Genomic DNA, 13,556 nt, shown 5'->3' on the forward strand with positions numbered 1-13,556 from the left:
TAATGGAAGGTATTGACGCTGCGTACTAACATCCTATTGTTGCTAGTATTGCCTATGCAATTAAGTCTCTTTATGTTTCTTGTCCTTGTTGATATGCTTGCCACAGTTGATGAATAAATAAATTAAATTGTTGTTTAGCTACTAAATCAGGCTCAAATTTTAGTTCTTTAGGAAAAAGTTGCCCTAAAAAAGTAATAACTTCTGTATCTAAAGCCGGTCTAAACAAATCTAGTGGCCAGAACAAATCTGATACACCTTGTAAATCAATTATGAGTGGTAATTCTGAGGTAGAGTTCACAAGCAGTAAAGGGCGCACCCAGCACAATTGTCGGGAAACGACGATTTCAATAACTTCTGCATAAAGATGCTGATGGCTATAATCCAAAGATACAATTTGTCCTGGTTGAAATTTTGGGCTGATATCCATAACTATCTAGAGTATTGACTTCTGTGTGGCAGTTTCCTTAATTTTAATAATTCCCGTTGTCAGTGATGAGATAGAAAATAAGGGAAAATTTTTCTGTCCCAATTATTAATGTAAATTTCTTGTGTTTGTGCTATGATGTCATAGGAAAAGCTTCTAAGCAGTGCCAAAGGTATTTTAAGATGGGAATACGGCAATGCAGAAGTAAATAACTGTTAAGCAAATGCTGAACAGGAACATATTCTAGTAAATCAACGATAAAAGAGCAAAGAACCGTGTCAGTCGAAACCATTGAGAAGCGTTCTACATCCCGCAAGCTTGCGCCTCAGTATCGCGTCTTGCTCCATAATGATGATTATAATCCGATGGAGTACGTTGTACAAGTGCTAATGACTACTGTTAATAGCATCACCCAACCGCAAGCTGTTAGTATCATGATGGAAGCTCACCATAACGGGTTAGCTTTGGTTATTACTTGCGCTCAAGAACACGCGGAGTTCTATTCTGAAACCCTCAACAATCATGGTTTAAGTAGTACAATTGAACCAGAAGAATAGTTTTTGGTCATTAGTCATTGGTCATTAGCAGTATATTGTTGACTGATGATAATTGACTAACTTTATGAAAATTAATCTTACTCAACTTACCCAATACCCCTTTCCTGTGAGGCTAGTTTGTTTTATACTGGCCTTACTATTCTTATGGCTACCCTTAGCTGTACCAATTTATTTACTAGTTGAAGATACTAATTTAGAAAGTATTTTAACTCTGGTTATATTATATGTAGAGTTTATTTTCCTGCTGAATATTTGGGGTACACAAGTTTATCAGCAACCAAAAATATTCAGCCATTATGGGTTAGAATTTACGCGTCTTAATGGGGTGAATGTGTTGCAGGGGTTAGCTATTGGACTAACTAGTGTTTTAGTTTTATTTGGTTTAGAAGGTGTACTAGGTTGGTTAATATGGCAACAACCTCAAGTATTTCTAGTCAAAATAATTTTAGAAGGTTTGTTAGTTAGTTTGGGTGTGGGTTTTGCAGAAGAATTATTATTTCGGGGTTGGTTGTTGGATGAGTTACAACGAGATTATAAATTAAATATCGCTATGAGGATAGATGCAATTTTATTTGCTGTATCTCATTTTATTAAACCTTTGGAGGCAATTATTCATACTTTACCCCAGTTTCCGGCTTTGGTGTTGTTGGGTTTCACGCAAGTATGGGGAAAACGTTGGCGACGGGGACGTTTAGGCTTACCAATTGGTTTACATGGCGGGTTAGTTTGGGGTTATTACATTATTAATGTAGGGCAATTAACCAAATATTCGGGTCAAGTTCCTGATTGGGTGACTGGTGTAAATAATAATCCTTTGCAGGGAGTTATGGGAGTGCTGTTTATGGGTGGACTAGCTTGGTGGATAGGTAGTAAACAGCAGGTGACAGGGAACAGTATAAGTAATTGAACAAAAATATTTACAGTCATTGCGAGCGAAGGGAAGCAATCACAACCCTTGGAATTGCTTGATTTCACTTCGTTCCATATGGCTAACGCTACGCTTACGCAATGACATTGTGTAATTAATTCTGTCTCACTACTTAGATTTTGAAAATAAAACCTGATTAATAAAAAAGCGTTGCTGATTAAGGGTAGGAATTTTAGTCTCACGCAAAGGCGCAAAGACGCAAAGGTAAGAGGTTAAAATTTATCCTGTTAATCCTCAAATCCTGGACATCCTGATTCAGACAATCAAGACTTGACAAAACGCAAAGCTTGTATTATGATTATGTCATAGGTGGGAAAGTGTGCGCCCATATATATAGGCTTTTCAACCACCAACATAATTATGATGATTGTTTGTGGGAAGTTGGGATTTTCCAGGATGTTGTTTAATGATTGTTTGTTGGGATTTTGGAGATGATTTTGTCTGAATCAGGATATCCAGGATTTTCAGGATTTTCAGGATGTTGTTGGATGATTGTTTGTGGGAAGTTGGGATTTTTCAGGATGTTGTTTAATGATTGTTTGTTGGGATTTTGGAGATGATTTTGTCTGAATCAGGATATCCAGGATTTTCAGGATTTTCAGGATGTTGTTTAATGATTGTTTGTTGGGATTTTGGAGATGATTTTGTCTGAATCAGGATATCCAGGATTTTCAGGATTTTCAGGATGTTGTTGGATGATTGTTTGTGGGAAGTTGGGATTTTTCAGGATGTTGTTTAATGATTGTTTGTTGGGATTTTGGAGATGATTTTGTCTGAATCAGGATATCCAGGATTTTCAGGATTTTCAGGATGTTGTTGGATGATTGTTTGTGGGAAGTTGGGATTTTTCAGGATGTTGTTTAATGATTGTTTGTTGGGATTTTGGAGATGATTTTGTCTGAATCAGGATATCCAGGATTTTCAGGATTTTCAGGATGTTGTTGGATGATTGTTTGTGGGAAGTTGGGATTTTTCAGGATGTTGTTTAATGATTGTTTGTTGGGATTTTGGAGATGATTTCGTCTGAATCAGGATATCCAGGATTTTCAGGATTTTCAGGATGTTGTTGGATGATTGTTTGTGGGAAGTTGGGATTTTTCAGGATGTTGTTTAATGATTGTTTGTTGGGATTTTGGAGATGATTTTGTCTGAATCAGGATTTAAGGATTTTCAGGATTTTCAGGATGTTGTTGGATGATTGTTTGTGGGAAGTTGGGATTTTTCAGGATGTTGTTTAATGATTGTTTGTTGGGATTTTGGAGATGATTTTGTCTGAATCAGGATTTAAGGATTTTCAGGATTTTCAGGATGTTGTTGGATGATTGTTTGTGGGAAGTTGGGATTTTTCAGGATGTTGTTTAATGATTGTTTGTTGGGATTTTGGAGATGATTTCGTCTGAATCAGGATATCCAGGATTTTCAGGATTTTCAGGATGTTGTTGGATGATTGTTTGTGGGAAGTTGGGATTTTTCAGGATGTTGTTTAATGATTGTTTTTGAGGAAGTGGTGATGATTTCGTCTGAATCAGGATTTAAGGATTTTCAGGATGGGTAATTGGTAATTGCGAAAATGCTGTAAACTAACTATCTAAAGAAGAGCATAAAACAACATCTTTAAAATATCCCAACTTCCAAAAATCATCACTTCCTCAAAAACAATCTTGCCATCACATCCTGTAAATCCTCAAATCCTGGATATCCTGATTCAGACAAAATCATCCTCAACTTCCCACAAACAATCATCCAACAACATCCTGAAAATCCTGAAAATCCTGGATATCCTGATTCAGACAAAATCATCTCAACTTCCTCAAAAACAATCTTGCCATCACATTCTGTAAATCCTGAAAATCCTGGATATCCTGATTAAGACAAAATCATCTCAACTTCCTCAAAAACAATCTTGCCATCACATCCTGTAAATCCTCAAATCCTGGACATCCTGATTCAGACAAAATCATCACCACTTCCTCAAAAACAATCTTGCCATCACATCCTGTAAATCCTCAAATCCTGGACATCCTGATTCAGACAAAATCATCACCACTTCCTCAAAAACAATCTTGCCATCACATCCTGTAAATCCTCAAATCCTGGACATCCTGATTCAGACAAAATCATCATCACTTCCTCAAAAACAATCTTGCCATCACATCCTGTAAATCCTCAAATCCTGGATATCCTGATTCAGACAAAATCATCTCAACTTCCTCAAAAACAATCTTGCCATCACATTCTGTAAATCCTCAAATCCTGGACATCCTGATTCAGACAAAATCATCATCACTTCCTCAAAAACAATCTTGCCATCACATTCTGTAAATCCTCAAATCCTGGACATCCTGATTCAGACAAAATCATCATCACTTCCTCAAAAACAATCTTGCCATCACATTCTGTAAATCCTCAAATCCTGGACATCCTGATTCAGACAAAATCATCTCAACTTCCTCAAAAACAATCTTGCCATCACATCCTGTAAATCCTCAAATCCTGGATATCCTGATTCAGACAAAATCATCACCACTTCCTCAAAAACAATCTTGCCATCACATCCTGTAAATCCTCAAATCCTGGACATCCTGATTCAGACAAAATCATCACCACTTCCTCAAAAACAATCTTGCCATCACATCCTGTAAATCCTCAAATCCTGGATATCCTGATTCAGACATTTACCTGTTTTACTGCTTTGAATAATTTGATAAATAAAAACCTTATATATATGAGCGCACACTTTTCCACTCATAACATAAGTGTAATCGAAACTGAGAATTTTGTCAAGGGCTGAATCAGGATTTTCAGGATAAATTATTTGTGTATTATTTGCAGAATTTCCTAGCCATAACAGAAGCATGGTGGAAACTGAGAATTAAGGTAAATACTTTTGCACCACAGTCCAACCACTGAGAGATACCCAGGCAAATCCTAGTAATAAGCAGAGATTACAACCAAGATGTAGTGGTCTAGCCCAAGGCTTGATGGTACTAATTTGAGTGGCACTAAAGGCGGATACTAAAACTAAGATGACGACTATTAAACCAGCGAGTAAATGTGGTGAATGTCCTAGTGAACCGAAGTGTCCTAATGTACCAACAATGCCAACGGCTAGGAGTAGTAATACTAGGCTAACCATAGTTATGCCAATTATATAATGGAGCGATCGCACTTGCTGACGATACCAAGGTAAGAGAATACCGAAAGATTCTGGGTTTGTTCTGACCCGTAACATCCAAATACCAGTTATGGCTAAAAATAAATAGGCTAGTAAAGATAATCCCATTGACCAAGCGGCTATTTTCCATAACCATAGAAAGGAAGGTAGGTGCATAAAACAGTTCAGTTCCAGAAAGTTACTTATTGAGCTTAACAGGACTTCGGCTTTTTTTGTTTTTAGCCGTCCATGTTTTTGCCCCACTACAGAGATTACAAGTCAATATAAACGTAAATCAAAATTATGGCTGGTTCTAGAAATGATTGGTTTCCCACGTCTGTTTGGCATTTTTCCCTAGAAAATTATCAGCAATTAAATCCTCCACTCTTAGAAACTATCTATGGGGAAGAACGTCGGGATAGTCAGGGTGAGAAATGGTCAAATATATTAGGATGGCATAGTGGGGATAAATTGCATGAAATGGATAGTTTTGACAACCTGATACAAATCATTAATCAAAATGTCTTAGAAGTTGCCACATTTTTACAATGGGACTTACAAAAGTTTAGTCTCAAAATTACAACTTGTTGGGGAATTATTAATCGTAAACTTGCCTCCAACTCTGTACATAATCATCCCAACTCAATTTTAAGTGGAGTTTATTATCTGAAAACTCCTGAAAATTGTGGTGGCATATTTTTCTCCGATCCTCGACCAGCTTCACAAATGATCGTACCACCTTCCATAGAGTTTAATCTCTGGACTTTCCCCAGAATAACTTACAAAGCTCGTGAAGGGACGATGTTAATATTTCCCAGTTGGCTGTTACATGGTGTGGAAATGAATATGAGTGATGAAGATCGGGTATGTATTAGTTTTAATATTGGCATAGTACCTATAAATAGATAATCTTTCCATAACCAAAAAATAACTTTTCAGAAGGATTTTTAATCAAGAAATAGCTAAATCATAGTACCTTCTTAACCTCTGTGTGAGAACTTAATAAGAAGTAATATTCATATCCGGTAAATATAGGGTTTCCTAAATTTGCCAAGCATTCAGTAAGCACTACACAGAGAATTGAAGGATTTTATGGCTATATCATTCGATACAACCGAACCGTCTCAAGTCAAAGGATTAAACGGTTACACAGTTGACCCAATTTTTACAGTTGGCGACAAAATTGGCAACTATGTTGCTCCTGGGATTCTTGACGGTATTGGCGCTTACTCACTCAACGATACAACTGTTCGTGTATTAGTTGTTAATGAGGTAGGGGCTGCTGATGGTTATAAGTACACCCTGAAAAACGGTACTCAACTCCCCGGTGCAAGAGTTAACTATTTTGATGTTGACAAGCGCACATTGCAAATCGTTGATGCTGGATTAGCCCATGACACCATTATCAACCGCAAAGGTGAAGTTGTTGATGCTGCTGCTGATTTAGAATTTGGTGGTATTCAACGTTTTTGTTCTGCTGCTTTATTTGAAGCCAACCAGTTTGGTGCAGGTATTGGTTTAGCTGATCGTATTTTCTTCTCTGGTGAAGAAACCAGTAATGGTACACAATTCGCCTTGGATACACAAACAAATACTTTATATGCAGTACCCGCATTTGGTCGCGCTTCGTGGGAAAACGTCACAGAACTAAATACAAGCCGCACTGATAAAGTTGCGTTCTTAATTGGTGATGATAGCAATAACGCGCCTTTATATCTCTATGTTGGCGATAAAAAAGCTGGTGGTTTCCTGGAACGCAATGGTTTAGCACAGGGTAAATTGTTTGTTTGGGTAGCAGATGATCCTAGCAGTGCTACTGATGCGATTGAAGCTAATCCTAGCCAGTTCAAAGGCAGTGGTAACAGCACAAACGGTCAATTTGTAGAAATTTCTTACTATAATCCAACAAAAGCAAGTACTACAGGTTATGACGCTCAAGGTTTTGCTACACAAACAAAACAAAACGAGTTAGCAACCGCCGTTAATGCCTTCAGATTCTCTCGTCCTGAAGACGTTGCCACCAATCCTTTCGATGGTACTCAAGCTGTTTTAGCCTCCACTGGTATTACTGCAGGTCCTGATGTTTGGGGTACAACCTACAAAATTGATGTTGACTTTAGCCAACTTCTTTCTACTACTGCTACTGTTCCTACAGCAGAAGACACTGCACCCTTTTTACTACCAACAGGATTCACTCAGACAGAAATTGTTGACCGCAACAAAGCTAATCTAGATCCTCAATTTGCTGCCACCTTTGGTAACTGGGACATGGTGGCACTCGATCCCACCAACCGCTACATCTACATTCCGATGGAAGTAGGTCAAGGCGCTGGTTTAGCTCGCTACGACACCCAAACTGGTGACTTTGTTTCAGCCCTGACTGGTCAAGCGGCCTTACCCTACACCACCAATCCTGCGGTTTGGGATAAGAATGCCGATGATTTTGGACCCTTTGACCCTGCGGAATATACTCCTCACGGAACAGTTCTTACCGCCGAAGAAAGAACCAATGGTCGTCTATTTGAGTGGCTTAACCCCTTGATGGCTGCTGGTGATCCAGCCAATGTGGTTTGGCGCAGCAATATTCCTGCGGTTTCCCATGAAGGCTTGAAGTTTGATACCTCTGGTACTTTGTACTTTATTGATGAGAGTAACACTGGTTCTATCTACAAGTTTGTACCTAAGACTGTTGGTGATTTGAGTGTTGGACAAAGTTTTGTCTTGAAGGTAACTGCCTTTACAGGTATTGCTTCGGAAAACTGGGACTCTGCTACAAATACAGGTAAAACTCGGACTGGTGCAGCTACTTGGGTCGCTATTACTGATGCTAATGGCGTGAAAACCACCACCGCCGATCCCTTTGACTTTAGCAGTGCTACTACAGGTGGACGTGCGGCAGCAGATGAAGTTGGTGGTACACCCTACGGTCGTCCAGAAGACTTAGAAATTATTGGTGACACTCTTTATGTAGCTACAACTAGCGAAAACGCAGTTTATGGCATTAACCTCAAAACCAATGAAGTTAAGCTTTTTGCTAGTCGTAGCACAATTGATGGTGGTACTGCTTTAGCTGCGGGTACCAACCTCAATAACCCTGACAACTTGGCTAGTGATGCTGCTGGTAATCTTTACATTATCGAAGACAACGGTCCTGGCGATATCTGGAAAGCATCTGATAGCAATAAGGATGGTGTAGCTGAATCCATCACTCGTTGGGCTAGTTTGGGAGTTGCAGGATCTGAACCTACTGGGTTGATTTCTACAAACAATCCCAATGAATTTATCGTTGCCATTCAACACCCCACCTCTGGAAATGATGCTCTGTGGAAGATCACAGCAGCGCCTCAAATCACCGCAAAAATTGACATCCTTTACGATGGCAACGACGCTGGTAAACAAGATTTCGGTATGCGTAGTCCTGATAACCTCGACTGGGCTGATAATGGCAAAATTTACTTACAAGAAGACCGCGCACTAGGAGCAGATATCTGGGGTGCAACTTCTAAGCAAGAAGCCTCTGTTTACGTTCTTGATCCTGCTGCTGCCAATCCAGCGGATAGCTTAACTAAAATTGCACAAGTTGATCGCTCGGCTGTTCCTTCTGGTCAAACTGACTCTAGCCCCACTGATATCGGTAACTGGGAAACTTCCGGTATCCTTGATGTTTCTACTCTGTTTGGTAACGCTCCTGGTACACAGTTTGTGTTTGATGTCCAGGCGCATAGTATTCGTTCTGGAACAATTATTACCGCCACAAATATTGATGGTAATGGTGATGGCACAAAAACTAGACAAGAAAACCTGGTTGAAGGTGGTCAGTTATCTTTCTTGATCGCGCCTAATGCCAGTTTGATTCAGGACACACAATTCTTTGCTGCTACACCTAATGCCGATACAATTGTAGCCAAACAAACTCCTGGCTTTGGTGGTATTAATGATGTCGTGTTTAGTGGTGCTGGTAATGACGAGATTGATAGTGCGGCTGCGGGCGCTCTTGCCAGCAATAACACTATTGATGCTGGTAGCGGCAATGATACCGTGTTTTTAGCCAATGGCGATCGCGCTTTTGGTAGTGCTGATAACGACACATTCTTTGGAGATGAAGCCAGTAATTTCCGTGCCTCCGGTGGCGCTGGTAATGATATCTTCTTCCTGGGTAATGGTTCTAATGGTCGTGCCTTGGGTGGTGATGGTAATGATACCTTTGAAATTGGTCTTGGTGGTGGTCACACCCTATCTGGTGGTGCTGGCGCTGACCAATTCTGGATTGTTTTTGGTGAATTAACCAAAGCTACTAACACCATTCTAGATTTCCAAATTGGTACTGATGTAATTGGTATTTCTGGCGCTAAGAGCTTAGGCATCACTACCGCCAATCTAACTTTGACTCAAGTTGGTGCTGATACTGCGGTTATTTTTGGTGGTCAAACTTTAGCTACTTTAACTGGTATTCAAGCCAGCGCTTTGAGTGTGGCTAATTCTAATCAGTTTGTCCTAGTTTAATTCAAGCTGGGATTTCATAGTAATTACTGATAACTAAATACCTTGGCAGGACTTGATATTTTTCGAGGTCTTGCCAAGGTTTTTTATGATGGTAGGAGTTAGGAGTCACCGAATCAAATGGGAATTATTTGTAGGTGGATTGATTTGACTTGGGGATAGTTTCATAGCCACAATAGGTATTGCAGTTGCTACAATCAAAATGGCGATCGCTAAAATCACAGCAACCGGTTTACCTCCAGATGTGACTAACACTGTAAAAATGTTCTCTGTTGTTTTGGCTGCAACTTCTGTTAATTCTACGGTTTCCGATTTAGTGAATTTATCAACTATCTTCTCCGCAGTGTCTAAAATTTTGGTTGTGTTGTTGGACTGGGTAGCAAGATTTTCTTCTGTTGGTTGTTGAGACATGGGTTTACACTCCTGGGATATGTGTCTTTTTTTCATGTCTCTATCATTGCTTGTTGTCTATGCTGAATAGGTTGGGTATTGTAGGTAATTATGCACAAAAGTTTACGTAGGGAAATGTAGGCTGATGTAGGTTTGTAGGGTAGAATGTAACACTGATAGCCAAGTGTTAAATATAATTTACCTACTCAAGTATGTTTCATGGACTCTCAAGAAGCCTTAAATTTTATCAAAGATATATTTTCCAGAAATAAACAAGAACCTTTAACTGAATTAGAAGAAAATATTTTCTTGGGTAGTTGGGAAAAACAAGAATATGGATATATTGCGGCGAAAACAGGTTATGCAGAAACTACTTTGAGAGAAGTAGGTTCTAATTTATGGAAAAAAATCAAAACAGCATTAAGTATAAACACAAATTTTAATAAAAATAACTTTAGAAAACAAATAGAAGATTATTGTCATACTAATTCTACAAGTATTATATTATCTTCGACAATAGACAATAAAGAAAAACTAAACCACAATCCTATCAGTTATTCAGATAATCAAAATCCCTTTGTTCCCACAACGGGAAGAATAGAGAACCTAGAAAAGTTTTTTGGTAGAGAACCAGAAATAAAGCAGATATTTGAACTTCTCAATAATGCTAGTAGTGTTGTGCTTATTGGTGAACAAGCAATTGGTAAATCATCTTTATTAGTAACCGTTCACAGGGGGTGAGAATTTATTAAAAAACCTGAAAGCTTTGTCTGTTGGGTTTTTCAGGCAACTTGACATATTAACGAATGGTTCTTAAATTGGCTAGAAAACGATTAGCAAACCGATATAGAGATTTTGCGAATTTCAAATGACCCAAAAAAATCAAATCTATAACGTTTTTCATGCTGTTTTCGTGGAATCTCATATAGAGTGTTTTTTGTACCCCCCGTGAACGTTTACGTTGACGGGAATAGATGAAACTGATTTACAGAATGCTTTAGAAGTTTTGAAACGTCATGATGTCGTTGTAGAAAATCAGGGACGCTGGAGAATAATAGTAGAACTATTTCAGCGTTGGGTTGAAAAATCACATCCTTAAATTGAGTATTTCAATAACAATCTAAACTCAACGTGAGTGAGTTCGATAAAGCTTTCCCCAACCCCTCTCCGACGTGAAACTCAAACTAAATGCAATTCTGTTGTCTTAACCCAATAATTCATCTACTGCAATATTAAAACCTGTTAGTACAGTTTGAGTCCTCACTATTTCACCAGCAATAAACACAAGACGTTGATTTTTAGTAATTACAATAATCCACCGATTTTCAGGAAAAACTAACCAAATTTCCTCACTTCCTGATTGCAAATATTCTTGAGATTTAGCAATCATATCCTCTGCTAAATCTGTGGGAGAAATAATTTCTGCTACGAGGGGAAAACTTTGGGGTAAAACAGCAGGTTCACCAAACTGCTGTATCAATTCTGGCGTAATATAAGCAACATCAGGACGACGGCCTTGTTGATTTGTGCGACAGGGTGCTTCTGTATACACTTCTCCACCTTGACCACTAGAATCTTTGTAACTTCTCCAGTAAAAGTATAAATTACCCTGTATGCGGCTATGTTTCAGTGTCACTTCTTCTTTCTTCAATAATTCCCCATTTACCCATTCTGTGCCCTCTGGGGAACTTTGCATCCAATCTTCTAGGGAATAATTTTTTAATACATCTTCTTTAATTGGTGTCATTACCATAATCATCTATTCTCCTTTTCAATACATATATTATTAATATTATGACTCAAATAGAATTTTTATACATTTTCTCAATCCAATCCTGTTCATCCTTTAATCCTGTACTTTTTGTAATTAGTATTTATGAATGCAAATTTAATAACCTGCAATTCTTATTTAAGCTGGAATGGTGCGTTACGCTGTCGCTAACACACCCTACTTTTGCTACTTTTGCTAAAAATCATTAAATCAGATTTAAATACTATCAGGATCTACACCCAAAGCCTTTAACTTTTCTGCTAATAATTGAGCGCGTGCTTCGGCATTTTTAGCCCGTTCATCACCGGTTAGTAAAATATTACCATTTTGATCACACCAACGTAACCAAGAATCATTTCTACCTTCAAATTCTCCAGTCCATAAAGTTATTCCTAAACCAATATCTTCTAACCAGTTATTTGTAGTTTCTATATAACGTCTACCTTGGAGAGTATAAATTCTGAGAATTTCTTCTCCTAAATTTTTATTTGGGTCATAGACAATATAGTAAGAAACTCGCATTTGCTCATAAATTTGCAGCTTTTTAGCTAATTCATTCCCATCTTTGTTAGAAACAATTTCCAGTACGAGTTCCGGGAATTTACCAAAATTCCAAACTAGGTAAGAACGATTTTGTTTTTCCCACCAGTTTTCAGGAATTTGTACATCAAAACTAATAAACACATCAGGAACTATGGCAGGTTCGCCGAAAGTATGGTAAACACCAACATTGGCTTCCGCTAAAAAAACCTGATTTTGTAAAGAACTGTAAAGAGAACCGACTAAAAGACGTTGTTGTTTGGCAGATGCAAGATTATCCACAGGTGTATCATCTTCAGTGACTAGGAGATTGGCATCTGGTACATCACAATTATCAATTTCAGTTTTGATGAGAAGTTGGTCAATCATGATTGTATCCACTAGTTGAGGTATGGAAATTATAACACTTTACTTGAGATTTTAATAACAATCTAAACTCAAACTAAATCCTGGTAATATCTCTTCTCCTAATAATTCTGTAGGCAAATCTCGCAATTCCGCATCTTTTCCTAAACGATAAATTTCTATTTGTTGCTGTTGAGGATTTATTAACCATCCCAGTTTCACTCCTGCATCTATATATTCTTGCATTTTCTGACGCAGAGTTTTTAAATCATCTGTTGCTGACCTTAATTCAATGACAAAATCCGGTGCAATGGGGGGAAATTTGCATTTTTGTTCGGGGGTGAGTGCTTCCCAACGTTCTTTTTTAATCCAAGCTGCATCAGGGGAACGATCGCTACCATTGGGTAATTTAAATATAGTGGAAGAACTAAAGGTGTAACCGAGTCCTGTTTGACGATTCCAAATACCTAAATCTATAATGAATTCTGCTTCTCGATTGCCGCTTTCTCCTCCCATTGGTGGCATAATAATTAATTCTCCGGTAGATGTGCGTTCAAATTTTAAATCGCTGTTTTTTTGACATAGTTGATAAAACTGTTCATCGGTAAAATTAACTGTGTTGAAGTTTAGTTTCAAAGGAGTGATAACCATACAAATAACCTGGTTAGTGATGGTGATAAATATATTATAGTATCAAAGGCACGGTTAATAGAAATTAACCCCAATGTTTGATGATTGCGTCTGCAAATTCAGAACATTCTAATGTTTGTACAGGTGGTTCTATTAACTGCGTTAAGTCATAGATAACTTGACCATTACTTTAAATCTATAGGTACAAAGCAGTTAGATAGATGGCGATCGCTCCCATCAAGGGACTAATTATACATATCAAAACTAGTACAATATCTGAACTTGATTCACTAGGAGGAGAATTTTGATTACTCAGC

12 protein-coding genes are annotated in these 13,556 nt (G+C 38.1%); 6 read left to right on the forward strand and 6 right to left on the reverse strand.

Features of this window, described 5'->3' with window-relative positions; genetic code table 11:
* Positions 1-70 precede the first annotated feature (70 nt).
* Complete coding sequence (locus NG743_RS24440; protein ID WP_173401695.1) at positions 71-427, reverse strand: hypothetical protein; 357 nt, start codon at positions 425-427, stop codon at positions 71-73.
* Between the two features lie 272 nt (positions 428-699).
* On the opposite strand from NG743_RS24440, the gene clpS reads away from it, so the two are divergent.
* Positions 700-981 carry an ATP-dependent Clp protease adapter ClpS gene (gene clpS / locus NG743_RS24445; protein WP_027401430.1) on the forward strand — a complete coding sequence of 94 codons (282 nt, stop codon included), beginning with the start codon at positions 700-702 and terminating at the stop codon, positions 979-981.
* A gap of 64 nt (positions 982-1,045) precedes the next feature.
* Entirely contained in the window at positions 1,046-1,888 is an 843-nt protein-coding gene (locus NG743_RS24450; protein ID WP_193962361.1) for a CPBP family intramembrane glutamic endopeptidase, read from the forward strand.
* 2,893 nt (positions 1,889-4,781) lie between these two features.
* On the opposite strand, the gene NG743_RS24455 is transcribed toward NG743_RS24450, so the two are convergent.
* Positions 4,782-5,240 carry a DUF4079 domain-containing protein gene (locus tag NG743_RS24455; protein WP_027401427.1) on the reverse strand — a complete coding sequence of 153 codons (459 nt, stop codon included), beginning with the start codon at positions 5,238-5,240 and terminating at the stop codon, positions 4,782-4,784.
* A gap of 126 nt (positions 5,241-5,366) precedes the next feature.
* Here NG743_RS24455 and NG743_RS24460 point away from each other — a divergent pair, with 126 nt between their 5' ends.
* Together NG743_RS24460 and NG743_RS24465 are read left to right on the forward strand one after the other, a co-directional pair.
* Positions 5,367-5,972, forward strand: coding sequence for a TIGR02466 family protein (locus NG743_RS24460; RefSeq protein ID WP_039200548.1), 606 nt, complete (start codon positions 5,367-5,369; stop codon positions 5,970-5,972).
* 183 nt (positions 5,973-6,155) lie between these two features.
* Positions 6,156-9,566, forward strand: a complete 3,411-nt coding sequence (locus tag NG743_RS24465; RefSeq protein ID WP_257121069.1) for an alkaline phosphatase PhoX — start codon at positions 6,156-6,158, stop codon at positions 9,564-9,566.
* Between the two features lie 105 nt (positions 9,567-9,671).
* On the opposite strand, the gene NG743_RS24470 is transcribed toward NG743_RS24465, so the two are convergent.
* A complete protein-coding gene (locus tag NG743_RS24470; protein WP_193964042.1) occupies positions 9,672-9,974 on the reverse strand; it encodes a hypothetical protein in 303 nt (100 codons plus the stop codon).
* A 198-nt stretch (positions 9,975-10,172) separates the two neighbouring features.
* Between NG743_RS24470 and NG743_RS24475 the strand changes: the two genes are divergently transcribed.
* Together NG743_RS24475 and NG743_RS24480 are read left to right on the forward strand one after the other, a co-directional pair.
* Entirely contained in the window at positions 10,173-10,694 is a 522-nt protein-coding gene (locus NG743_RS24475) for an ATP-binding protein (RefSeq protein ID WP_257121070.1), read from the forward strand.
* Between the two features lie 220 nt (positions 10,695-10,914).
* Positions 10,915-11,052 carry a hypothetical protein gene (locus tag NG743_RS24480; RefSeq protein WP_160170603.1) on the forward strand — a complete coding sequence of 46 codons (138 nt, stop codon included), beginning with the start codon at positions 10,915-10,917 and terminating at the stop codon, positions 11,050-11,052.
* A gap of 105 nt (positions 11,053-11,157) precedes the next feature.
* Here the strand turns inward: NG743_RS24480 and NG743_RS24485 are convergent, their stop codons facing one another.
* From NG743_RS24485 to NG743_RS24495, 3 genes are all read right to left on the reverse strand, one after another.
* Entirely contained in the window at positions 11,158-11,706 is a 549-nt protein-coding gene (locus NG743_RS24485; RefSeq protein WP_039203691.1) for a Uma2 family endonuclease, read from the reverse strand.
* A gap of 234 nt (positions 11,707-11,940) precedes the next feature.
* Positions 11,941-12,633: a Uma2 family endonuclease gene (locus NG743_RS24490; protein WP_257121071.1), complete on the reverse strand. Its 693-nt coding sequence runs from the start codon at positions 12,631-12,633 to the stop codon at positions 11,941-11,943.
* A gap of 51 nt (positions 12,634-12,684) precedes the next feature.
* On the reverse strand, positions 12,685-13,260 hold the full coding sequence (locus tag NG743_RS24495) for a Uma2 family endonuclease (RefSeq protein WP_257121072.1): 576 nt from the start codon (positions 13,258-13,260) through the stop codon (positions 12,685-12,687).
* Positions 13,261-13,556: the final 296 nt, after the last annotated feature.

It is taken from the genome of Dolichospermum heterosporum TAC447, assembly GCF_024584745.1.
GTDB lineage: Bacteria > Cyanobacteriota > Cyanobacteriia > Cyanobacteriales > Nostocaceae > Dolichospermum > Dolichospermum heterosporum.

Bases quoted from the DNA above. Each gene is read 5' to 3' on its own strand.
- NG743_RS24440 (WP_173401695.1), bottom strand. From the start codon at position 427: ATGGATATCAGCCCAAAATTTCAACCAGGACAAATTGTATCTTTGGAT.
- NG743_RS24460 (WP_039200548.1), top strand. From the start codon at position 5,367: ATGGCTGGTTCTAGAAATGATTGGTTTCCCACGTCTGTTTGGCATTTT.
- NG743_RS24475 (WP_257121070.1), top strand. From the start codon at position 10,173: ATGGACTCTCAAGAAGCCTTAAATTTTATCAAAGATATATTTTCCAGA.
- NG743_RS24490 (WP_257121071.1), bottom strand. From the start codon at position 12,633: ATGATTGACCAACTTCTCATCAAAACTGAAATTGATAATTGTGATGTA.
- NG743_RS24465 (WP_257121069.1), top strand. From the start codon at position 6,156: ATGGCTATATCATTCGATACAACCGAACCGTCTCAAGTCAAAGGATTA.
- NG743_RS24470 (WP_193964042.1), bottom strand. From the start codon at position 9,974: ATGTCTCAACAACCAACAGAAGAAAATCTTGCTACCCAGTCCAACAAC.
- NG743_RS24485 (WP_039203691.1), bottom strand. From the start codon at position 11,706: ATGGTAATGACACCAATTAAAGAAGATGTATTAAAAAATTATTCCCTA.
- NG743_RS24455 (WP_027401427.1), bottom strand. From the start codon at position 5,240: ATGCACCTACCTTCCTTTCTATGGTTATGGAAAATAGCCGCTTGGTCA.
- NG743_RS24495 (WP_257121072.1), bottom strand. From the start codon at position 13,260: ATGGTTATCACTCCTTTGAAACTAAACTTCAACACAGTTAATTTTACC.
- NG743_RS24450 (WP_193962361.1), top strand. From the start codon at position 1,046: ATGAAAATTAATCTTACTCAACTTACCCAATACCCCTTTCCTGTGAGG.